The sequence below is a fragment of the Agromyces subbeticus DSM 16689 genome (genome assembly GCF_000421565.1).
In the GTDB taxonomy this organism is placed as follows: domain Bacteria; phylum Actinomycetota; class Actinomycetes; order Actinomycetales; family Microbacteriaceae; genus Agromyces; species Agromyces subbeticus.
This window is the reverse complement of the sequence record NZ_ATXG01000005.1, coordinates 1-21925: the sequence shown is the minus strand read 5'-3', so window position 1 is coordinate 21925 and position 21925 is coordinate 1. Positions and strand designations below refer to the sequence as shown.

Here is a 21925-nt window from a genome sequence, read left to right as displayed (position 1 = left end):
GAGCATGAAAGCAGCAGACGGATGACCCTGCCGAAGATCGACCAACCGGCACCGACCGGCGCGCCAGCGGCGCGCACCGCGAACACCGCGATCGCCGCGCTCGCCGAATCGAGCGCCGACCTCATCGCATCGCTCCAGCATGCAGGGGGTGCCTATCCGGCGAGTCCGACCTTCTCGGCGTACACCGGCTACAGCTGGTTCCGAGACGGCGCGTTCATCGCCGACGGCATGTCGAGCTACGGCCGGGCGGAATCGGCGGCGCGGTTCTTCGACTGGTGCGCCGCGGTGCTCGACGCACGCGCCGCCGACGTGACGGCGATCGTCGAGGCCGCCCGGGCCGGCGTGCCCGTCGCCGACACCGCGATGCTGTCGACGCGGTTCACGTTCGACGGCCAGGCCGGCGACGACGAGTGGTGGGACTTCCAGCTCGACGGGTACGGCACGTGGCTCTGGGCGGTGGGGCAGCATGTGCGCCGGCACGGCACGGATGCCTCGCGCTGGGCCGACGCGATCGCCCTCACCGTCGACTATCTCTGCGTCTCATGGCAGCGCCCGTGCTTCGACTGGTGGGAGGAGCACGCCATGCACGTGCACGTCTCCACGCTCGGATGCATCGCGGCCGGACTTCGCGAGGCCGTCGCCGTCGGAGTGCTCGATGCCGAGCGAGAAGCCGCGGCCGTCGCGGCCGAAGCGGAGATCAGCCGGATGCTGCTCACCGACGGCGTCGTCGACGGTCATCTCGCCAAGTGGGTCGGCTCCGCCGCCGTCGATGCGAGCCTTGCAGCCGTCGTCGGCCTGCTCGACGTCGTTCCGGCCGGATCCGATCTGGGTCGCGCCACGATCGCGGCGATCGAACGCGACCTCACGGTCGACGGTGGGGTGCACCGCTATCGCGAGGACACCTTCTACGGCGGCGGCCGGTGGCCCTTGCTGTCATGCGTGCTCGGGCTCGCCCAGCTCCGCTCCGGCAACGCCGACCGCGCGCGCGAGCTCCTCGATTGGGCCGTGGCGACCGCAGGCGACGACGGCTCCCTGCCCGAGCAGGTCGGCGGGCATCTCCTCGCACCCGATCGTGTCGACGAGTGGGTCGAGCGCTGGGGGCCGGTCGCGCAACCCTTGCTCTGGAGCCACGCGATGGTGATGCGCCTCTCGGTCGAGTTGGAGGCATCGGCATGATTCGCCATCGCCCGTTCGGATCGGGGCACCCGTACTCGGTCGACACCGAGCAGCGCTGGCCGATCGACCCGGTCGCCGGCGAATCGCTGGCGATCGGTGCACGTGCGACCCCCGACATCGTCGAGGTCGAAGCTGAGCTCGTCGTCGTCGATCCGAGCGGCGAACGACACCGCGAGCGGATGCCGCTCGACCGCATCGCCCGCACCTCGCGCGGCCAGACGGTCGACGGCGGCCATCTCGCCTCCGCTCAAGCGCGGCTCGCGCGCGCCGCAGGCGGCTGGGCGCTCGCGATCGATGCCCCAGAGGCGGGCAGCCACCTCCGTTACCGACTGAGCGGGCGCACCGCCGAGGGCGCAGCGCAGCACACCCGCTGGTTCGAGACGCCCGTCTTCGGCTGGCAGCCCGCACCCGACGACGTCGTCGCGTCGACCGGCACCCGCCGTATCGTGGCGGGCAGCGTCGCCACGCTCACCGATGGCGAGCGCGTGCGCCGAGTGCGGTTCGCGGTCCCGCTCGAGCCGGGCGAACACGTCACCGGATTCGGCGAGCGGTTCGACGCCCTCGACCACCGCGGCAGCGAGCTCGACTCGGTCGTCTTCGAGCAGTACAAGAGCCAGGGCGCCGAGCGCAAGACGTACCTGCCGATGCCGTTCGCGCACGTCGTCGGCGGCGATGGCTGGGGCTTCCACGTGCGGACCTCGCGCCGGGTGCAGTTCGACCTGGGGGCGAGCGCCACCGACACGATGTTCGTCGAGGTCGAGACGGATGCCCCGATCGGCGAGCCGGCGGTGACGACCGCGTTCTACGGCGGCACGCCCACCGAGGTGCTCGACGCGTTCCTCGACGAGGTCGGTCGCCCCGAGCAGTTGCCCGACTGGGTGTTCCGGCTCTGGGCGAGTGGCAACGAATGGAACACGCAGGCCGAGGTCATGCGGCAGATGGACCTGCACCGCGGGCACGACGTGCCGGTCGGCTCGGTCGTGATCGAGGCGTGGAGCGACGAGAGCACGTTCACCGCGTTCCGCGATTCCCGCTACGCCGTGACCGAGGACGGTGCCCCGCATCGGCTCGCCGACTTCGAGTTCCCCGAAGACGGGGCGTGGCCCGACCCGAAGGGCATGGTCGATGAACTGCATGCCCGCGACATCCGGGTGCACCTCTGGCAGATTCCCCTCATGAAGCTCCGACCACACCCTGCGGGGCAGGCGAAGGCCGACGCTCGCGCGGCCGTTCGCGAGGGGGTGCTCATCAGGGAGCCCGACGCTCGCGGCGCGCTCCGCCCGTACCGGAACCGCGGCTGGTGGTTCCCGCTGTCGTACATGCCCGACCTCACCGACGATCGCGCAGCGGCTTGGTGGACCGAGAAACGGCGCTACCTCGTCGACGAGGTCGGCATCGACGGGTTCAAGACCGACGGCGGCGAACACGCGTGGGGCCGAGAGCTCGGGTATCTCGACGGCACGCGCGGCGATGAGGCGAACAATCGCTTCCCGGTCGCCTACGCGAAGGCGTACGGCGACCTGCTCCGTTCCTCGGGCAAGGCGCCCGTCACGTTCAGTCGCGCCGGGTTCGCCGGTTCGCAGGCGCACGGCGCGTTCTGGGCCGGCGACGAGAACTCGACGTGGGACGCGTTCCGCTGGTCGATGTTCGCGGGGCTCTCGGCGGCGGCGAGCGGAATTCTCTACTGGGGCTGGGATCTCGCCGGATTCTCGGGTGACCTGCCCGACGCCGAGCTCTACCTGCGGGCGACCGCGGCATCGACGTTCGTGCCGATCATGCAGTACCACTCGGAGTTCAACCATCACCGCACGCCGTCGCGTGACCGCACGCCGTGGAACATCGCCGAGCAGAGCGGCGACGAGCGCGTGCTCGGGGTCTTCCGCGAGTTCGCGCAACTGCGCGAGCGGCTCGTGCCGTACCTCGCGGCCGAAGCCGCCCAGAGCATCCGCACGTCATCGCCGCTCATGCGGCCCGTGTACTTCGACCACCCGGCGCTCGACACCGCATGGACGCACCCGCTGCAGTGGATGCTCGGGCGCGACCTCTTCGTCTCGCCCGTGCTGGTCGCGGGGGAGGCGGAGCACGAGGTCGCGCTGCCGCCGGGGGCGTGGCGCGATGCGTGGACCGGCGAAGCGGTCGAGGGACCCGCGGTGCTGCGACGCGAGGTGTCGATCGACCGAGCGGCGGTCTACATCAGGGCCGCTGCGTGGGACGACCTCGCGCCGGTGTTCACCGGCTGAGTTCGTGCCCGAGAGTCCGGGTGCCGCAGGCTCAGTACTCGGAGGGTTTCGCGAGCACGGCCATCGTGCATCGCGAGACGCACACGAGCTTGCCCGCGGCATCCGTGATCCTGATGTCCCAGACCTGCGTGGTGCGGCCGCGCGTGAGCGGAGTGGCCTCGCCGTAGACCCAGCCGTCGGCGACGGGGCGCATGTGGTTCGCGTTGATCTCCATGCCGACGCAGTAGTTCTTCTCCGGGTCGACGGTGAAGCTCGCGCCCCAGCTCGCGAGCGTCTCTGCGAAGGCGACGGATGCCCCGCCGTGCAGCACCCCGCCGGGCTGGCGGGTGCGGTGGTCGACCGGCATGCGCCCCTTGAGCGAGTGCTCCGTGACCTCGGTCATCTCGATGCCAATCGCCCGGATCATGGTGTCGTCTCGTGAATTCGCCCACTCCAACGAGGGCTCGCCGAACCAGATGCTCATGGGGTCGAGTCTGGCACGACCGATCACACGGGCGCGGCTCCCGTGATGTGACCCCGCGTGCGACCGAAGCCGACGAGCGACGCGTCGAGCGCGTCCATCATGCGACGGTGCAGCTCGTGCGAATCCACGGCCTCATCCGCGCCGACGAGGCCAGCGGCCTCGACCGCTCCGATCGCCGCCCCAACCATCGGTGCGACATCGGCAGCGGGCGATGCAGTTCCGCGGGCGACTCGGAGTGTGAGCTCGCTCGCCAGCTCGACGAGCTGTCGTGCGAGGGAGGCGGGGATCAGGCCGTTGAGGCTGAGGGCCGCGCGCGCGCTGGCTTGGTCTCGGAGTGCCTCGTCCGTGCACGCCGCGTCGACCAGCGCGGCGACGGCAGCCCTCACGCGATCGACCGGGTGCGGCGAGGGCGTCGAATCGGCAACCGCCCAGGCAACCTCAGCGAACTCGTGCACGTGGGCGAAGAGAAGGTCCTCTTTCGACGCGAAGTGCACGAAGAAGGTCCGTTCCGAGACGTTCGCGCCGGCCACGATCTGCGCGACCGTCGTGCGTGCGTAGCCGCGATCCGCGAAGAGACGGGCAGCGCTGGTCCGGATGGCGTTGCGGGTGCGCGACTTTCGGGCTGCATAGTGATTCATGGTCGCCATCCCGGCAGTCTACGGCCGCATATTGCAGAACTGCAATATGGCATGCAAGAGTGGGAAGGTGGAGACCTCAGACGAAGCTCGAACGTACGTCGTGACCGGCGCAGACTCGGGGCTGGGCCGGGCAATCGCGCACGAACTCGGCAACGCCGCTCGTGTGATCACGTGCGGTATCGGCGAATCGGTGGATGTCCGGGCGGACCTGGCGACACCCGTGGGTCGAGCCGACCTCATCCGTCAGGTGCGCGATCGCACTGATGGTCGAATCGACGCGGTCATCGCCGTCGCCGGAATGGACGATCGAGGGCCGAACACGGTGGCGCTCAACTATTTCGGCACCATCGCGGTACTCGATGGGCTCCGTGACTGCCTGGCCGCATCACCGGCGGGTGCCGCGGTGGTGATCTCTTCCTCGTCGACCCTCAACCGGGGCAGCGGCGCCCTGGTTCGGGCCTGTCTCCGCGGCGATGAGGAGCGGGCCGGACGCGTCGCTCGACGGCTGGTCAGCACGCGGCGGGGAAGCCAGATCTACCGATCGAGCAAGATGGCGCTCAACCTCTGGGTGCGTTCCGCCGCGGTGGCGGCCGAGTGGGCAGGCAATGGCATCGTCCTGAACGCGGTGGCTCCCGGGATCATCGCCACCGAGCAGGTCGTCTCGTCGTGGCACCGGCAGCAACGGCTCTTGCAGACGGCGCTCCCGCAGCCGTTGGGGTCGCCGGGGCCGGTGGAGCCCGTGGCTGAACTCGTCGCGCATCTCGCCTCGCCCCGGAACCGGTTCATCACCGGCCAAGTCATCTACGGCGACGGCGGCACGGATGCACTCATGCGCAAGGGGCGACCGCAACGCGTGTATCTCCGCTACCACCCCCGGGACGTGCGTGCGATGGTGGACGCCTCCCGAGAGCTCGCGCGGTCGTAGCGGATCGCGTGGACTACGCGAGCTCGGCGATGATCGGGTGCATCGCGTCGTCGAAGGCGGCGGCATCCGACCGCAGCGAGTCGGTGACCGCGACGGTCATCGCGCCGATCCACCACACGCCGGGCGCCGAGAGGGGCACCACCTCGACGTTCAGTTCGAAGGAGTGGGCGCGGCGGCCCACCTCGCGCTCGTGTTCGGCGATCGTGCCGGCGTAGGCGCGATACGAGTCGCCGCGCCGCGTCGCGGATGCCTTGCGGTACCCCTCGTGGGCCCAAGCGGCCCAGGCCCGTGCGGCCTCGGCGTGCGGCACGATCGCGGCGGCGAGCACCTCGGCCTCGCCGGTCGGCAGTGCGACGTCGGTCTCGAACGCGTCGACGAGCTCGAGCGGCACGGGCGACGGATGCGCCTCGGGTTCGACGGTCATCGCCCACCAGGCACGCCACTGGCGTTCGAGCAGATCGTGCTGGTCGATCTCGAGTCGATCGCCGAAGGCACCGACATCGCGCAATCTCGGGAGCTCGACGGGGGAGGCGATCGCGAGCACCTCGCGGAGATAGAGGGCGAGGAGCACCGGGCGACTCGCGTTCTCACGGATCACCCACGACGGTGTGCCCTCAGGCTGCATGGCTGTATTTTAGTCCGCCGGCACGAGAACGGCACGGTTCGGCACGCGGGGCGCGGGTACGCTTGACAGGTGACCTCGAACTCGTCCTATGCCGCTGCCGGAGTCGACACGCGGGCCGGTGATCTCGCGGTCGAGCTCATGAAGTCCGCGGTGGCCGCCACGCACAACGCCAATGTGCTCGGCGGCGTCGGCGGTTTCGCCGGCCTCTTCGACCTCTCGTTCGCGAAGGACTACACGCGGCCGCTGCTCGCGACCTCGACCGACGGCGTCGGCACGAAGATCGCCATCGCGCAGGCGCTCGACAAGCACGACACGATCGGGCAAGACCTCGTGGGCATGGTCGTCGACGACATCGTCGTGGTGGGTGCGAAGCCGCTCTTCATGACCGACTACATCGCGTGCGGCAAGGTCGTGCCCGAGCGCATCGCCTCGATCGTCACCGGCATCGCCCGCGCCTGCGCCGACACCGGCACGGCCCTCGTCGGCGGCGAGACCGCCGAGCACCCGGGGCTCATGGGTGCCGACGACTACGACGTCGCGGGCGCAGCGGTCGGCGTGGTCGAGGCCGACCGCCTGCTCGGCGCCGAGAAGGTCGCATCGGGCGACGCCGTCATCGCGATCGCCTCGAGCGGCCTGCACTCCAACGGCTTCTCGCTCGTGCGGCACGTGCTGTCGACCGCCGGCATCGGGTACACCGATTCCTCGACCGAGCTGGGTTCCACGTGGGGCGAGGCGCTGCTCGAGCCCACCCGGCTCTACACCGGACCGCTCGTCGAACTGCTCGCCGGCCCGCACGGCGATGCCGTGCACTCGCTCTCGCACGTCACGGGCGGCGGCATCGCCGCGAACCTCGCCCGCGTGCTGCCGCTCGGTTCGTGGGTCGAACTCGACCGGTCGACCTGGTCGCCCGCGCCGGTGTTCCGCGTGCTCAACGAACTGGCCGGCACGACGCTCGAGTCGACCGAGGGCACCTGGAACCTCGGCATCGGCTTCTTCGCCGTCGTGCGAGCGGATGCCGCGGCATCCGTCATCTCGGCCCTCGACGCCCTCGGCCTTCCGGCCTGGCAGGCGGGCACCGTGACGATCGGCGAGACCCCCGCCGCCCTGGCCGGGGTTGATGCCTGGGAGCAGGGCGCCAAGGGCGTCGACGGCGGCGCCGTGCGACTCGTCGGTTCGTACGCGGGCTGACGCTCATGCGGGCGGCGGTCTCGATCGGGCTCGCGGGCAGCACCGACGCCTCGGTCGTGCGCTCGCTCGCTCCGCGCATCGAGCGGCTCGGGTTCTCGGCGCTCTGGCTGAACGACATCCCCGGCGGCGACTCGCTCGCCGGGCTTCGCGTCGCGGCCGGCGTGACCGGCGGGCTCGGGCTCGCGACGGGCGTGATCCCCCTCGATCGACGGCCCGCCGAGACGCTCGACCTCGCGGGCCTTCCGGTCGAACGCACCACGATCGGCGTGGGCTCGGGGCGAGTGGCGCACCCGCTCGCACTCGTCGAGCGCGGCATCGAGGCGCTCCGCGCCGTGAGTGAGGCGGCGATCGTCGTCGGCGCGCTCGGGCCGCGCATGCGCCGGCTCGCTGCCGAACAGGCCGACGGCGTGCTCTTCAACTGGCTGACGCCGGCGGCGGCGGCCGAGGCGACCAGCGAGCTTCGCGCTGCGGCCGGAGCGCGCAGCGGGCCCGGCCCGCGCAGCGTGCTCTACGTGCGCACCATCACCGACGCCGACGCGCAGCCGATGCTCTCGCGTGAGGCCGAACGCTACGAAGCGGTGCCGGCGTATGCGGCGAACTTCGACCGGCTCGGCATGCGCGCGCTCGACGCGACGCTCGCCGACGGCGAGCACCTCATCGACTTCGACGTCGTCGACGAGGTGGTGCTTCGTGCGATCACGCCGACCGGATCACTCGCCGAGCTCGAGGCCTTCGTCGAGCGCACCGCCGACTGGCTGGCGCACGCCGAATGAGGTCGGTGCGAGAAGGGTGATGAGCCCGAGATCGGCGATGAGAAGCGCGCGCTCAGGCGCGCTGTTCATCGCCCGCGACGTAGGTGTCGTCATCGTCAGCGGAATACTCCGCCCACTTCGACGCCTCTTCGCTGTACTCGTCATGCGGCGAGCTCGTGGTGAGCTCGCGCTCAAGCGCGTTGTAGTCGGTGTTCGGGCTGAAGTACTTCAGCTCCCGAGCGACTTTGGTGTGCTTGGCTTTCTGACGGCCGCGCCCCATGCGTGACCCCCTTACGACATCTGGCCGGGTGGGATTGTGTCTTCACCCGGCGCTCATCTGATAAATGAATTCGTCCGACCGCCAGTTTAGCACCGCGATCGAGAGCGAACGGCGCCCTCCACAGGCGCGCCCGGGGCGCCGCGACGGAGTGCGCCCAGGGCGCCGCGGTAGAGCGCGGGCGGCACGCTCCATAGGGTGTGCCCGGGGCGTATGGTGGGCGTTCGGCTGGTGTGCTGCGAGCACACAGCAACCCATGCTGAGATTGTCAGGTGATGACGAGCCCCGAACGCGTGAAGGTCGTGGTGATCGGCGCCGGTCAGGCCGGTTTGTCGGTCGCCTTCTATCTGCGCCGATTCGAGCTCGTGGCCGATGAGGACTTCGTCATGCTCGACCGCGCGCCCGGCCCCGGCGGCGCCTGGCAGCATCGCTGGTCGTCGCTGCGCCTCGGCACCGCGCACCGCGTGAACGACCTGCCCGGCATGACCGAACTCGGCCTCAGCTTCGACACCGCCGACCGCAACCTGCCGGCGAAAGAGGTCGTCGCCGACTACTACAGCAGGTTCGAGGAGCACTTCGACCTGCGTGTGCGCCGCCCGATGAACGTGCGACAGGTCGTGAACGCCGGCGTCGACCTGCTCGTGCGCTACGAGGACCTCGCCCCGCAACCCCTCCTCGAGGTGCAGAAAGAGGCGCGCGGCCTCTTCGGCCGTCGCCGCAAGACCTTCGAGGAGCCCGCGGCGCCGGTCGTGCCGCAGCACGAGATCGCCACCCAATTCCTGGTGAACGCCACGGGCACGTGGGGGTCGCCGTTCGTGCCGTACTACCCCGGCATGACCGAGTTCGCGGGCCGCCATCTGCACACGTCCGACTTCACCGATGCCGAAGACTTCCGCGACAAGCACGTCGTCGTCGTGGGCGGCGGCACCTCGGCGATCGGCTTCATGCTCGAGCTCGAGGATGTCGCGGCGGGGCTCACCTGGGTCTCGCGACGCCCGATCGACTGGCTCGATCGTCAGGAACTCGACCTCGAAGGGGCATCCGCTGCCGTCGCGATGCAAGACGAGGCGGCACGATCGGGTCGCGCACTGCCGTCGATCGTGAGTGGCACCGGGGTGCCGCGCAGCCGCCGCATCTCGGCCGGCATCGAGCGCGGACTGCTCGTGGCGCGCCCGATGTTCGATCGCATCGAGGGAGACCGGGTGGTCTGGCAGGGCGAGGACTCGGGCCTGGCCCGCGCCGACGTGATCATCTGGGCCACCGGCTTCCGCCCCGATCTGCGGCACCTCGCGCCGCTGAAGCTTCGCGAGAAGACCGGCGGCGTGACCGTGGGACAGGGCGCCGCGTGGAACGACCCGCGCGTGTTCCTCGCCGGCTACGGCCCGCAGGCCTCGACGATCGGCGCGAGCCGCGCCGGGCGCATGATCGCCCGCCAGATCATGGCGATGCTCTAACCGGGATCGCCGTCGCGGGCGCGCTGCCCGAAGGTGCCGGCGGTGACGGTGCGGTACGAATCGCGCACCATCGACTCGAGCACGCCCAGGTCGATGTCTTCGAGGTTCTTGAGGTAGAGGCATCCGACGCCCCTGGTGTGCGGTCCGAGCTTCGCGAGGGCCTCGGCATGCGCGCCGACGCCCTCGGGGAAGTAGATCGTCGTCGCGGCCTTGCGCGGCGAGAACCCTGCGGCGCCGGCACTGCCCTCGCGGCCGCTGTCGTACTTGTAGTGGTACTCGCCGTACCCGATGATCGACGGCCCCCACATGCGCGGCGGCTCGCCCGTCACGCGAGAGAAGAGCTCGAGCAGCGTCTCGGCGTCACGGCGCCGCACCGGGTGCGCGACCCGGTCGACGAACTCGTGCACCGAGGCATCCGTGTAGTCCGTGGCCATGCCGCGATGCTACCGCTTCGGCTTCTGCGCGCTCTCGGCGAGTGGGCGTCGCGGCACCGGGCGCACGGGCTCGCCGCGACGATCCTGCCCGGGCAGCGGGCGCGAGCGCCGGCCGTAGATGAGGTCTGAGGAGTCGAGCAACCAGGGCACGAGCGCGACCGTGACGCCGTGCACGAGCAGCAGCTTCTGGCGGATGCGACGCGCCTTGTGGTTGTGCAGCATGCTCTCCCACCAGTGCCCGACGACGTACTGCGGCATGTACACCGTGACGACCTCGGAGCCGTGCTCCTCTCGGCGCGACTTGATGTAGGTGATCAGCGGGTAGCTGAGGTCGCGGTAGGGCGAGGAGAGAATGCGCAGCTTCACATGGATGTTCTGCTTCGCCCACTGCTTCTTGAGCTGCTTCGTCTGCTCGTCGTCGAGCGAGACGTGCACCGCCTCGATCGAGTCGTGCCTTGCGGCGATCGCGTAGTCGAGGGCCTTCAGCGTGGGCTTCTGCATGCGACCGACGAGCACGATGGCGTGGTCGCCCGCCGAGCCGAAGGTCGTCGTGGGGTCGACCTCGATCTCCTTCTCGACGTCGCGGTAGTAGCGGTTGACGCCCATCATGAGCAGGAACAGGATCGGCATGAGCAGGAACACGATCCACGCGCCGTGGGTGAACTTCGTGACGATGACCACGATGAGCACGACGGCGGTCATCGCCGCGCCGACCGCATTGATCACGAGTGCGCGCCAGATCGCGCCCCTCGTGAGCGGCGCGGCATCGTCGTCGTCGGCGTGTCCCGATCGCTTCGGGGAGCCCGGCTTCGGTCGACGCAGCTGCGAGAGCGCGCGCAGCCAGTGCCGCACCATGCCGGTCTGGCCGAGGGTGAACGAGACGAACACGCCGATGATGTAGAGCTGGATCAGCACCGTCAGGTTGGCCTGGAAGACCAGCAGAATGACGCATGCCGCGGCGGCGAGGATCACGACGCCGTTCGAGTAGATCAGGCGGTCGCCGCGGGTCGAGAGCGACTTGGGGGCGTAGCCGTCGCGCGCGAGCACCGAGCCGAGCAGCGGGAAGCCGTTGAACGCGGTGTTCGCCGCGAGCAACAGCACGAGCGCCGTTGCCGCCTGGATCAGGTAGAAGAAGACCGTGGCGTCGCCGAACGTCGCCGCGGCGACCTGCGCGATGAGGCTGCGCTGCGGCTCGGTCGCGCACTCGGCCCACCCGATCAGATGGCACGGGTCTTCGGCGTAGTGCACCTGCGAGACGAGCGCGAGCGTCGTGAGCCCTGCGAAGAGCACGATCGCGATGCCGCCCATGAGCACGAGCGTGCGCTGCGCGTTCTTCACCTTGGGGCGGCGGAACGCCGGCACACCGTTCGAGATCGCCTCGACGCCCGTGAGGGCGGAGCATCCGCTCGCGAAGGAGCGCAGCAGCAGCAGGATGATGCCCGCTTGCGTGAGCGACTCGGCCTCGACGCCGAACGTCGCGGACTCGGCGACCGGCGGATCGCCCATGAACGTGCGGGTCAGGCCGACGACGACCATCACGAAGACGCTGCCGATGAAGAGATAGGTCGGCACGGCGAAGGCCTTCGACGACTCGGAGACGCCGCGCAGGTTGATGGCCGCGAGGATGATGACGAAGACGATCGCGAGCTGGACGCGGAACGGGTTCAGCTCGGGAATGGCCGAGATGATGTTGTCGACGCCCGAGGCGACCGAGACGACGACCGTCATCACGTAGTCGACGAGCAGGGCCGAGGCCACGACGAGCCCCGACTTCTCGCCGAGGTTGCGATGTGCGACCTCGTAGTCGCCGCCGCCCGAGGGGTAGGCGCGAATCAGCTGCCGGTAGCTCGCGACGACCGTCACGAGCAGCACGACGACCGCGAGCGCGACCCACGGCGCGAAGCTCAGGAAGGCCAGGCCGCCGACCATGAGGATCATCACCAGCTCTTGCGGCGCGTACGCCACGGAGGAGAGCGGGTCGCTCGCGAAGATCGGCAGCGCGAAGCGCTTGGGGAGCAGCTGACCCTCGAGCTTCTCGGTCGGCAGCGGGTCGCCGATGATCCAGTGCTTCGGCGATTTCAGTTCGGCCGGCGGGGCATCCGCCTCATTCGTCACGGCGCCTGACACTACTCTTGCGGCGGGCGGTGTCAAGTCGGACCCGAGGGAGTCTCAGGCGCGCCTTGTAGAGTTGTGGCGATTTCGCCGATCGTTCGAACCTCTGGGGGCACGCCGTGAACCGTGCGACGCAGCTCGCGCGTGGGGCGGCCATCGCGGCCGTCGCCGTGCTGCTCGCTGGGTTCTCGCACGGGGTCGCCGGGGGTGAAGCACCCGGTGGGGCAGGGGTCGCACTGGCGGCACTCGTCGCGCTCGCGGCATCCGTCGCCCTCATCGGCCGCCGAGCGACACCGGTGCGCACCACCCTCGCCGTCGTCGTCAGCCAGGCGGCATTCCACCTGCTCTTCGGCGTCGGTGCCGGCACGTCGACCGGTTCGGTCGTCGTGAGCGGGGGCGGGCACCACTCGACCGTCGCGTTCATCGACGGTGCGCGGTCGGCCGGTGACCACGCGCACGCAGACGGTGCCATGCTCATCGGCCACACCATCGCCGCCGCGCTCACGATCGTGTACCTCGTCGCCGTCGAGCGAGCGGCCTGGCGTGCGGTCGGTGCTGCGACGCGTCGCCTCGTGCTGCGGCTCACCGCGTCGAATGTGCTGCCCGTCGACGTCGCCCTGCCGCTGGCCCGTCGCGCCATCGGCTCGCCGGCGCCGCGGCTGCGGTCGAGGCTGCGCTTCACGGCGTTCGGCTATCGCGGACCGCCGGCTCTCTTCGCCTCCGCGTAAGCTCCGCCGACCGGCGGAACCAGATCGTTCCGGATGCCGCTGCGCACGCGCTCGTCGCGGGCTCGCCGGCAGCCGGACCCGAGGAGAGAGACTCCCATCGCAATGACCAACACCAATTCCGCCACCATTTCGGCAGGCGGCTCCGCTGCAGGTTCTGCTGCCGTGTTCGCTGCAGACGACGCGTCGTCGGCCCGCACCCATCGTCTCCGCACCGCGGTGCTCGCCGCTGCGGCGCTCACCTTCGCCGCGGGCATCGCCTTCGCGGGCGCATCGCCCGCCTTCGCGCACGACGAGCTCCTCGGCTCGAGCCCCGAGCCCGGCCAAGTGCTCGACGCCGCGCCGGCAGAGCTCTCGCTCGAGTTCTCGAACGACATCATCGAGGTCGGCACCGCCGTCGAGGTGGTCGACCACCACGGCGGTGAGGTCGCCGTCGGCGAGCCCGTCGTCGTCGGCCCGCGCGTCACCGCGTCGCTCCCCTCCGATCTCGAGGGCGACTACCAGGTGCGCTGGCGCGCGGTGTCGAGCGACGGCCACCCCATCGAGGGCACCATCGACTTCGGCGTGGGGGCCGACGCAACCGGCGTCTGGACCGAGGAGGCGCCGCACGATGCGCCTGCGAACGAGGGCGAGCAGGCCGACGAGGGCGAGGACGCAGGTGAGGCCGGCGACGCCGAGGAGACCGCGTCGAGCGGCCCCGACGGCTGGGCGGTCGCCGGTTTCGTCGTCGGCGGGCTCGGAGTCCTCGCGCTCATCGCCGCGGTCATCGTGAATGCGATGCGCAAGAGCGCCGGCCCGGGCGCGGGCCCGGGTTCCGGCACGGATGGCGGCGCCGGCGATGGCACTGGCACGGGTAACGGCACGGGCACGGGCACGGGAGGCGACGCGGCCTGACGCGCGAACGACCAGCGAGCGGATGACCCCGACCCCGAGGCATCCGCTCGCAGCGTTCTGGCGTCAGCGCACGGCGAGGTACGCCGCTGCCGCGGCGCCGATGCCGAGCACGAGTGTCAGGCCCACATTGAGCACCGCCGCGCGCCACCGACCGCCGACGAGCAGCTCGATCGTCTCGACGCTCCAGGTGCTGAACGTCGTCAGGCCGCCGCAGAACCCCGTGACGAGCACGAGGCGCAGTGCGCCGTCGATCGCCGCGACCTCGGCGAGGCCGATGAGTGCACCGGCGAGGCCGGAGCCCACCACGTTCACGAGCAGGATGCCGCCCGGCAGGTGCCCTGGCCGTACGGGGAAGGCGCGCGACAGCGCGAAGCGCAGCACGGCGCCGACCGCTCCCGCGACGAGCACGGCGGCGATGACCAGTGGGCTGAGGGCCATGCTCGTCACAGGGTCTCTCCGGCATCGCTGACGTCGTGCGGAAGCGGCCGGTGCGCGAGCGTCGAACCGAGTTGGAGTCCGGCCGCGGCGAGGGCGAGACCGCCGACGACGGAGACGAGCAGGGAGAGCGCGGCGAGCCACACCTCGCCCTCGCGAGTCAGCGCGAGCAGCGACGCGATCACGGCGGAGAGTGTCGTGAACGAGCCGATGACGCCCGCACCGAGGCCGGCCTTCAGCCAGACAGGCGTTGCCGGCCGGGTCCAGAGCCCGCCGACGAGCCAGCCGAGCGCGAGGCAGCCGAGGAGATTGACCACGAGGGTCTCGATCGGGAAGGCGTCGTCGGAGTGCGGGAACGCGAGGTCGCAGACGAGGCGGAGGCCGGTGCCGATGAGGCCGCCGACGGCGACGGCGAGATACGAGCGCACTCCCAGAGGTTATGCCCGCGACGACGCCGCGAGGTCGAAGACCCAGTCGTTGGTGTGCAGCACGAGGCCGGGCTTCGCCTCGAACTGCTCTTCACCGAGCAACCGGAAGCCCGCCTTGCGGCACACGGCGTTCGAGGCCGGGTTGTCGACTCGCGGGTAGGCGTGCACGGGCAGGGTCTCGCCGGTCGCGCGTGCCGTCTCGAGCATCGCGACGACGGCGGTGGGTGCGATGCCCTGGCCCCGGAACTCGGCCTCGACCGACCAGCCGCTCTCGAGCGCGGGCTCGCCGTGCCAGTCGTGCTGCCAATAGCCGACCATGCCGACGCCATCGGGATGGCCGGGAATGATGATGCGGAACTGGTGGGCGGTGCCCTCGCGCTGCAGGCGGAGGTACCGCTCGTGCCGCGCGAGCACCTGCTCGTCGTTCTCGGGGCCGCCGAGCTGGTCCATCAGCTCGTGCGTGTTCGCGCGATGCAGCAGCGCGAGATCGTCTTCGGACCACGGACGCAACTCGATCTCGGGCATGCGCTCATCGAATCATCACCCGCCCACATCGCCGTCGCTGTGCACTACTCCGGATGCCTCGGCGGACACGCCGGGGCGGAGACTCTCTGTGCGGCGTGTCGCACGAGGCATCCGGAATTGCGCACAGCGTCACGTCGCCCGGCTCCGATCGCGCCGGAAGACGACGAAGGGCGGCGCCCCGGGGGAGGCGCCGCCCAACTCTCTGGGGCCGATTCGGCCCGGGTCAGTGGTCGGTGAGCGTGGCCATGACATCGGCTCGCACCTGGGCGAGGCGAGCGCGCAGCAGGGTGACCGACTCGGGCGTCACCCGCCCGTGGCTCGCATGCGTGCGCAGGTCGGTGCGCAGCTGCTGGCGGAACTCGCTCAGCACGAGGTCGATCTCGTGCACCGCGCGACTCGACTCGGCGCGAGCGTCACCGCCCCAGCCGGTCGACGAGGTGCCACCCGACGCCGACGCCGGTGCCTTCGTCGCCGACCGCTTGGCCTCGCGAGCCGCGCTCGCGAGCTCGGCGCGGAGCGAGCGCATCGCCCCGTTCACCTCGGCGCGCACACCGTCGGCGAGTCGACGCACCGAGTCGGTGACCTCGTTCTCGATGCCGTCGAGCTCACCTCGGCGTGCGTCGAGCTCGGCGCGACCGGCATCCGTGATCTCGTAGACGGTCTTGCGGCCGTCGGTCGACTTGGAGACCAGGCCCTCTTCCTCGAGCTTCGAGAGACGGGGGTAGATCGTGCCGGCGCTCGGGCTGTAGGTGCCGCCGAAGCGATCGGAGAGCGCCTGGATCAGCTCGTAGCCGTGGCGCGGCCGCTCTTCGAGCAGCGCAAGCAGGTAGAGGCGCAGACTTCCGTGGGCGAAGACCGGCGGGGTCATGCGGATGCCTCGTGGTCGGCGGTGCTCGTGGCGCCCGTCGTGCCCGACTCGTCGTCGCGGCTCGAGCTCGAGGCATCCGTCGCCCGATCGCCGGGCTCGCGGCGCATGACCGAGATCGAACCCGAGACGCTGTTCGCGCCGAGGTCGAGCCAGGTGCCCGAGAGCTCGCCCGTGGTGCGCTCGAAGCCCTTGCCGAGCATGCCCTTGATGGTCGTGTCGTCGAGCAGCACGGTGCCGCCGACGGTGTTGATGCGGTAGCGCGCGCCGGTGCCGGCGTCGAAGCGCACGGTCAGGTCGCCCGCGACCGTGTTGGTGTCGACGCGGTCGGGAGTGCCGAAGGCGTCGAGGATCATGTTGCCCGACACCGTGTCGACGTTGAACGAGCGCACGTCACCGGTGGCGACGACGTCGCCCGACACCGAGTGCGCCGTGATGCGCCCCGTGTGGTTGCCCGCCGACAGCTCGCCAGAGACGGTCGACAGCTCGACGTCGCCCTCGTGGTTGTCGAGAACGAGGTCGCCCGAGACGGTGCTGAGCTTCGCGTCGGTCGCGAAACCCGAGATGAGCGCATCGCCCGAGACGACGCCGAGCTTCAGCAGCACGTGACGCGGAGCGAGGATCGAGACGTCGGCTTTCGCCTGACCCATGAAGCCCTTGAAGACGTCGACGAAGTTGTCCCACCGCAGCTGCGGGTGATCGATCTCGAGGGCGTCGCCGTCGATCTCGACCTTCAGGTCTTTGCCGGTGACGTTCGAGATCTCGATGCGAGCGCCCGGCTCGTCGTGGGCGATCACGTCGACCTTGCCGCCGATGAGGCCGACCTTGAGCTTGCGAACGAGTTCGAGGTCGATGACTCGTGTCTCGCCCGGGTTGACGACCCATTTCTCGATGGACATGTGGTGCTCCTTCTGTCGCGGTTGCGTTCGTATGCGAGGTGCGGATGTCGCGGCATCCGCTGCTCTCGAAGTCTGTGACGCGATATATCGCGTGTGCGATATCAACACGATATATCGCGTCTGCCCGTGATGCAAGTCGACGCACCATCAGCCGTCAGCGAGTCGGCGGATGATCGAAGCGACACGCCGGCGCACTCCGGCGTGCCGCTCGGATGTTCCGCCGACGCCGAGGTCGCCGCTGCTTGACATTGACGTCACGTCAACCTCTACCGTTGCAGACGTGGGCCAGAGCGCCCCGGTCACGAGAGAGGAGCACGACGTGGACTGGTCGATTCAGGAGATCGCGAAGCTCGCCGGCACGACGAGCCGCACCCTGCGTCACTACGACGACATCGGGCTGCTCGCGCCGACGCGCATCGGCTCGAACGGGTATCGCCACTACGACGATGCCGCGCTCGTGCGCCTGCAGCGGATCCTGCTGCTGCGGGAGCTCGGGCTCGGGCTCCCCGCGATCGGCGAGGTGCTCGACCGAGAGGTGAGCGCCCCGCATGCCCTGCGCAGTCACCTCGAGTGGCTGCGGGGCGAGCAGGATCGGCTGGCGCGGCAGATCGCGTCGGTCGTCAGCACCATCGGAGCACTGGAAGGAGGTGAACAACTGATGGCAGAGAACATGTTCGACGGCTTCGACCACACTCAGTACAAGGAGGAGGTCGAGGAGCGTTGGGGCAAGGACGCGTACGCGAAGAGCGACGCGTGGTGGCGCTCGATGAGCGCCGATGAGAAGGCCGCCTGGCAGCAGCGCGTGTCGCAACTCAGCAGCGACTGGGTCGCGGCGTTCGAGCGGGGCGTCGACCCCGCGGGCGACGAGGCGCAGGCGCTCGCGCAGCGGCACTTCGAGTGGCTGCGCGGCGTGCCCGGCACGCCGGGTGGCGGTGGTGCAGGGCCGAGCAAGGAGTACTTCCTCGGCCTCGCCGAGATGTACGTGGCCGACGAGCGTTTCGGCGCGAACTACGGCGGCCAGGCCGGTGCCGAGTTCGTGCGCGACGCGATGACGGCGTACGCCGAGCGCGAGCTCTAGAGCGAGCTGCACATGCAGTCGCCCCCGAGGTGTCCCCGCCTCGGGGGCGACTGCGGTCTCTGGGTCAGGCCGGCGACGCTGCGGATGGCGTCGGCTCGGGCGTGGTGGCATCCGCTCGGCCGGTGCTCGGAACGACCGGGCTGCGCTTGATCGCGAACAGCGGGATCGTGTAGCCGCAGAGCGGGCCGATGAGCAGTGCGAAGGCGACGGTGCCGATGCCGACGTTGCCGCCGAGCAGCCAGCCGGCGGCCAGCACGACGAGCTCGATGCCGGTGCGCACGATCCAGATCTTCCAACCGGTGACGCGGTGCAGGCCCGTCATCAGGCCGTCGCGCGGCCCGGGGCCGAAGTGCGCGCCGATGTAGAGGCCGGTCGCCGCGGCGAGCACCACGATGCCCGAGGCCAGCAGGACGATGCGCACCCAGAGGTCGAGCCCCGATGGGATGAGCCACAGGCCCACGTCGGCCGCGGGGCCGACGAGCAGCGCGTTCATCACGGTGCCGAAGCCGAGTCGCTGGCGGATGGGGATCCACAGCAGCAGCACCACGCCGCTCATGAGCACGGTGATGAGGCCGAAGCCGAGGCCGGTGTGCTTCGAGATGCCCTGCGTCAGCACATCCCACGGGCCGACGCCCAGTTCGCCGCGCACGATGAGGGCGATGCCGATGCCATAGAGGAAGAGACCGACGAAGAGTTGCACGAACCGACGCACGAGGACGGGCGTCGAATCGGCCGAGGTGAAACGGATGGAGCGGGGCATTCTGCAATCCAATGGCACGATTGGCCTGTTCGCAAAGAGCCAATTCGTCTAAAGTGGCTCGAATGGCGGAGTCCACACTGAGCGCACGATCGCTCGAGAACCTGCTCGGCGACTGGCGCGCGGGCGCAGGCAGCGCGTACCACGCGCTCGCCGAGCGCATCAGGCTGCTCGTGCTCGACGGCCGGATTCCGGTCGATACCCGGCTGCCGGCCGAGCGCGATCTCGCCGTTCGCCTCGGGCTCAGCCGCACGACCGTGACGGCGGCTTATCGCCATCTGCGCGAGCAGGGCCTCGTGCTGAGCGTGCGCGGTTCGGGCAGCGTCGCGCGGCTGCCGGGTGCGCCGACGATGCTGCCGGCACCCCCCGCGGCCGACTACATCGACTTCTCGAAGGCCGCGCCGCCCGCCCTGCCCTGGCTGCCCGACCTCGCACGGCAAGCGCTCGACGAGCTGCCGGAGCATCTCGGCGACGCCGGCTTCGACCCGATCGGCACGCCAGCCCTGCGGGCCGTGATCGCCGACCGCTACACCGCGCGCGGATTGCCGACGATGCCCGAGCAGATCATGGTGACGATCGGCGCCCAGCATGCGATCGCGCTGCTCTCGCGGGCACTCATCGGCCGCGGCGACCGGGCCGTCATCGAGGCGCCGACCTACCCCCACGCCTATGAGGCACTGCGCGCCGCGGGCGCCCGGCTCGTGCCGGTCGGCGTCGCCCCGCACGACGAGCCGGAGTGGAGCGGCGAGGCCGAGACCGAGGCGCTGACTCGCGCGATCGGCCACTCGAACCCTGTCGCCGCGTATCTGATGCCCGACTTCCAGAACCCGACCGGGCGCTCGATGAGTGCGCAGACCCGCGAGCGGGTGCTCGATGCCGCCGCCCGGCAGGGCACCGCGATCATCGCCGACGAGACCACGGGCGAGCTCGACATCGATCGCCCCGAATCGCTCCTGCCGATGGCCGCCTACGGGCCGGCGATCATGGTCGGCTCGGTCGGCAAGACGGTCTGGGGCGGGGTGCGCGTCGGCTGGATCCGCGCCGACCGGCCGCTCATCAGGCGGCTGCTGGCGGTGCGTTCGCCCGGCGATCTCGGCACTCCGATCATCGAGCAGTTGCTCGTGACCCGTGCCCTGCCGCACATGGACGACATCCTCGAGCTGCGCCGCGAACAGCTTCGTTCCGGGCGCGACCGCCTCGAGCAGCTGCTCGCGCAGTTCCTTCCCGAGTGGCGGGTGCCGCGCGTCGATGGCGGCATCGTGACCTGGATCGGCCTCGGAGCACCGGTGAGTTCGCAGCTCGCGCTGGCTGCCAGGGCGCAGGGCCTGATCGTCGCGGCGGGCCCGAGATTCGGCATCGACGGAGCGTTCGAGCGGTTCCTGCGACTGCCGATCTGCTACCCCGCCGAGACCACGGATGCCGCGGTGCAGGCCCTGGCCAGGGCGTGGCGCTCCCTGTCGGGAGCTGCGCCGGCACCCGAGCAGAGCCTGATCGAGTCGGTGGTGTAGCTCCGCCACCGGGCGGAGGAATGCGGGACGGCGGACGTCTGCGTTCGCCCGCCGCCCCCATCGGCCGCGGCGCCCCAGCCGCGGCCTGGCCGTGCCGAACGGGTTGCCGGCACGGAGCTCTGTGGAGCAGGTGGAGCGGCGGACGACTGCGCTCGTCCGCCGCCCCTCGTGGCCGCCGATGGGGCAAGCGGCCTGCCGTGCCGAACGGGTCGACGGCACGGAGCGTTTGGGGCAGTGAGAACTGCCGGGGGATGGGCCCGGCGCCGGGTAGGTCGGCGCCGGGCGCAGCCCGGTGTTACCGGCTCATCGCGAACCGGCGGAAGCCGACGAGCAGCAGGCCCGCGAGAAACGCGAGTACTGCCAGCCCGAGGGCGCCCAGGTCGACTCCCGTCGACGCGAGCGTCGTGGAGTCCGCGGCGCTCGATCCGGCGCCGGAGGCGACCGTCGCGCTCCCGCCGGCACCTGCGGGCGTCGTCGGGTTCGTCGGGTTCGTCGGGTCGACCGGGTCAACGGGGTCGACCGGGTCAACCGGGTCGACAGGGTCGACAGGGTCCACGGGGTCGACCGGGTCCACGGGGTCGACCGGGTCGACGATGGTCGTCGATCCGTCCGTCTCGCTGTCGCCGATCACCGAGATCGCGTTGCCGCCGATCGTGATGGGCAGGGACAGGTTCGGCAGCAGCTGTGTTCCTCCGAGCAGCCCGCCGTCACCATCCGTCGTCGCCGAACCCACCCCGGTTCCTGGCGTCACGACCGTCTCGGAATCGGTCGACGTGCTGTCGCCCACTCCCGAGATCGCATTGCCTCCGACTGTCACCGGCAGAGCGAGCGACGGCAGCAGCTGCGTGCCGCCGAGGACCGAGTCCTCACCGCTCGTCTCGGCCGAGCCACCCGAGCCGGAGCCCGATTCGACCACGGTCGTCGCGTCGGTGCTGGTGCTGTCGCCGATGCCGGAGATGGCGTTGCCGCCGATCGTCACCGGCACGGAGCCGCCCACGATCGCCTGCGTGCCGCCGAGGATGGAATCCTCGCCGCTGGTCTCGGCCGAGGATGCCCCGCCCGATGCCGTGCCCGATTCGACGACGGTCGCGGCACCGCTGCTGGTGCTGTCGCCGATGACCGAGATGGCGTTGCCGCCGAGCGTGATCGGAATGCCGATGCCGCCGAGCACCTGGGTGCCGCCGAGGATTCCGTCGTCACCCGAGGTCGACGCGCTGCCTGCGTCGTTCGAGCCGCCCGATGCCACCGCGGTGCTCGCGTCTTCGGTCGACGAATCGCCGATGACCGAGATCGCGTTGCCGCTGATGGTGATGGGAACCGACACGTTGACGAGTCCCTGTGTGCCGCCGAGCAGCGAGTCCGACCCGCTGGTCTCGGGTGCCTCGGCCGCGGCGGGTGCCGGTGCCGGTGCGACCTCGGTGGTCGCGCCCTCCGACGACGAGTCGCCGATGACCGAGATGGCGTTGCCGCCCACGGTCACGGGAATCGACACGTCGATGAGCGCCTGGGTGCCGGAGCCGACACCGT

General features: G+C 70.5%; 23 protein-coding genes. 10 read left to right on the top strand and 13 right to left on the bottom strand.

The features are described 5' to 3' along the window. Positions 1 to 21 precede the first annotated feature (21 nt). Positions 22 to 1176: a glycoside hydrolase family 15 protein gene (locus tag H521_RS0109085; protein WP_022892712.1), complete on the top strand. Its 1155-nt coding sequence runs from the start codon at positions 22 to 24 to the stop codon at positions 1174 to 1176. Continuing rightward, complete coding sequence (locus H521_RS0109080; RefSeq protein WP_022892711.1) at positions 1173 to 3416, top strand: glycoside hydrolase family 31 protein; 2244 nt, start codon at positions 1173 to 1175, stop codon at positions 3414 to 3416. Before H521_RS0109085 ends, H521_RS0109080 begins: the two co-directional genes overlap by 4 nt. A gap of 31 nt (positions 3417 to 3447) precedes the next feature. Here H521_RS0109080 and H521_RS0109075 read toward each other — a convergent pair whose 3' ends face one another. Together H521_RS0109075 and H521_RS24995 are read right to left on the bottom strand one after the other, a co-directional pair. Beyond that, a complete protein-coding gene (locus H521_RS0109075) occupies positions 3448 to 3879 on the bottom strand; it encodes a PaaI family thioesterase (protein WP_022892710.1) in 432 nt (143 codons plus the stop codon). A 23-nt stretch (positions 3880 to 3902) separates the two neighbouring features. After that, complete coding sequence (locus H521_RS24995) at positions 3903 to 4526, bottom strand: TetR/AcrR family transcriptional regulator (protein ID WP_022892709.1); 624 nt, start codon at positions 4524 to 4526, stop codon at positions 3903 to 3905. Here H521_RS24995 and H521_RS22485 point away from each other — a divergent pair. Then, the gene (locus H521_RS22485) at positions 4516 to 5442 is read left to right on the top strand and encodes an SDR family oxidoreductase (protein WP_084512219.1); all 927 of its coding nucleotides are present in this window, start codon (positions 4516 to 4518) and stop codon (positions 5440 to 5442) included. The two genes, H521_RS24995 and H521_RS22485, sit on opposite strands and share 11 nt — an antisense overlap. Positions 5443 to 5455: 13 nt before the next feature. Here H521_RS22485 and H521_RS0109060 read toward each other — a convergent pair whose 3' ends face one another. Beyond that, positions 5456 to 6067 carry a hypothetical protein gene (locus tag H521_RS0109060; protein ID WP_022892707.1) on the bottom strand — a complete coding sequence of 204 codons (612 nt, stop codon included), beginning with the start codon at positions 6065 to 6067 and terminating at the stop codon, positions 5456 to 5458. A 69-nt stretch (positions 6068 to 6136) separates the two neighbouring features. Between H521_RS0109060 and purM the strand changes: the two genes are divergently transcribed. Both purM and H521_RS0109050 read left to right on the top strand, forming a co-directional pair. Beyond that, positions 6137 to 7255, top strand: coding sequence for a phosphoribosylformylglycinamidine cyclo-ligase (purM, locus tag H521_RS0109055; protein WP_022892706.1), 1119 nt, complete (start codon positions 6137 to 6139; stop codon positions 7253 to 7255). 5 nt (positions 7256 to 7260) lie between these two features. Next, entirely contained in the window at positions 7261 to 8028 is a 768-nt protein-coding gene (locus tag H521_RS0109050) for an LLM class flavin-dependent oxidoreductase (protein WP_022892705.1), read from the top strand. Positions 8029 to 8080: 52 nt separating this feature from the next. Here H521_RS0109050 and H521_RS0109040 read toward each other — a convergent pair whose 3' ends face one another. After that, complete coding sequence (locus H521_RS0109040) at positions 8081 to 8287, bottom strand: DUF3073 domain-containing protein (RefSeq protein WP_026482105.1); 207 nt, start codon at positions 8285 to 8287, stop codon at positions 8081 to 8083. Between the two features lie 272 nt (positions 8288 to 8559). Here H521_RS0109040 and H521_RS0109035 point away from each other — a divergent pair, with 272 nt between their 5' ends. Next, a complete protein-coding gene (locus tag H521_RS0109035; protein ID WP_022892704.1) occupies positions 8560 to 9738 on the top strand; it encodes an NAD(P)-binding domain-containing protein in 1179 nt (392 codons plus the stop codon). Here H521_RS0109035 and H521_RS0109030 read toward each other — a convergent pair. After that, on the bottom strand, positions 9735 to 10172 hold the full coding sequence (locus H521_RS0109030) for a DUF1801 domain-containing protein (RefSeq protein ID WP_022892703.1): 438 nt from the start codon (positions 10170 to 10172) through the stop codon (positions 9735 to 9737). The two genes, H521_RS0109035 and H521_RS0109030, sit on opposite strands and share 4 nt — an antisense overlap. A gap of 9 nt (positions 10173 to 10181) precedes the next feature. Further along, on the bottom strand, positions 10182 to 12287 hold the full coding sequence (locus H521_RS22480) for an APC family permease (protein ID WP_022892702.1): 2106 nt from the start codon (positions 12285 to 12287) through the stop codon (positions 10182 to 10184). Positions 12288 to 12403: 116 nt separating this feature from the next. Here H521_RS22480 and H521_RS24990 point away from each other — a divergent pair, with 116 nt between their 5' ends. After that, positions 12404 to 13012 (top strand): hypothetical protein, encoded by a 609-nt coding sequence (locus H521_RS24990; protein WP_022892701.1) that lies wholly within the window; start codon positions 12404 to 12406, stop codon positions 13010 to 13012. A gap of 102 nt (positions 13013 to 13114) precedes the next feature. Beyond that, complete coding sequence (locus H521_RS24985) at positions 13115 to 13903, top strand: copper resistance CopC family protein (protein ID WP_022892700.1); 789 nt, start codon at positions 13115 to 13117, stop codon at positions 13901 to 13903. A 63-nt stretch (positions 13904 to 13966) separates the two neighbouring features. On the opposite strand, the gene crcB is transcribed toward H521_RS24985, so the two are convergent. From crcB to H521_RS22460, 5 genes are all read right to left on the bottom strand, one after another. Next, entirely contained in the window at positions 13967 to 14341 is a 375-nt protein-coding gene (crcB, locus tag H521_RS0109010) for a fluoride efflux transporter CrcB (protein ID WP_051159241.1), read from the bottom strand. Between the two features lie 5 nt (positions 14342 to 14346). Beyond that, the gene (locus tag H521_RS22465) at positions 14347 to 14766 is read right to left on the bottom strand and encodes a fluoride efflux transporter FluC (RefSeq protein ID WP_022892698.1); all 420 of its coding nucleotides are present in this window, start codon (positions 14764 to 14766) and stop codon (positions 14347 to 14349) included. Positions 14767 to 14775: 9 nt separating this feature from the next. Continuing rightward, positions 14776 to 15291: a GNAT family N-acetyltransferase gene (locus H521_RS0109000; RefSeq protein WP_022892697.1), complete on the bottom strand. Its 516-nt coding sequence runs from the start codon at positions 15289 to 15291 to the stop codon at positions 14776 to 14778. 223 nt (positions 15292 to 15514) lie between these two features. Then, a complete protein-coding gene (locus H521_RS0108995) occupies positions 15515 to 16159 on the bottom strand; it encodes a PadR family transcriptional regulator (protein WP_022892696.1) in 645 nt (214 codons plus the stop codon). Beyond that, on the bottom strand, positions 16156 to 17055 hold the full coding sequence (locus H521_RS22460; RefSeq protein ID WP_022892695.1) for a DUF4097 family beta strand repeat-containing protein: 900 nt from the start codon (positions 17053 to 17055) through the stop codon (positions 16156 to 16158). Before H521_RS22460 ends, H521_RS0108995 begins: the two co-directional genes overlap by 4 nt. A 319-nt stretch (positions 17056 to 17374) precedes the next feature. On the opposite strand from H521_RS22460, the gene H521_RS0108980 reads away from it, so the two are divergent. Further along, on the top strand, positions 17375 to 18133 hold the full coding sequence (locus H521_RS0108980) for a MerR family transcriptional regulator (protein ID WP_022892693.1): 759 nt from the start codon (positions 17375 to 17377) through the stop codon (positions 18131 to 18133). A gap of 64 nt (positions 18134 to 18197) precedes the next feature. Here the strand turns inward: H521_RS0108980 and yczE are convergent, their stop codons facing one another. Further along, positions 18198 to 18893 (bottom strand): membrane protein YczE, encoded by a 696-nt coding sequence (yczE, locus tag H521_RS22455; RefSeq protein WP_022892692.1) that lies wholly within the window; start codon positions 18891 to 18893, stop codon positions 18198 to 18200. Between the two features lie 62 nt (positions 18894 to 18955). Between yczE and yczR the strand changes: the two genes are divergently transcribed. After that, entirely contained in the window at positions 18956 to 20398 is a 1443-nt protein-coding gene (gene yczR, locus H521_RS0108970) for a MocR-like transcription factor YczR (RefSeq protein WP_022892691.1), read from the top strand. Positions 20399 to 20693: 295 nt separating this feature from the next. Here yczR and H521_RS26400 read toward each other — a convergent pair. Next, positions 20694 to 21925 (bottom strand): hypothetical protein (locus H521_RS26400; protein ID WP_022892690.1); only part of this gene is annotated, 1232 nt, incomplete at its 5' end.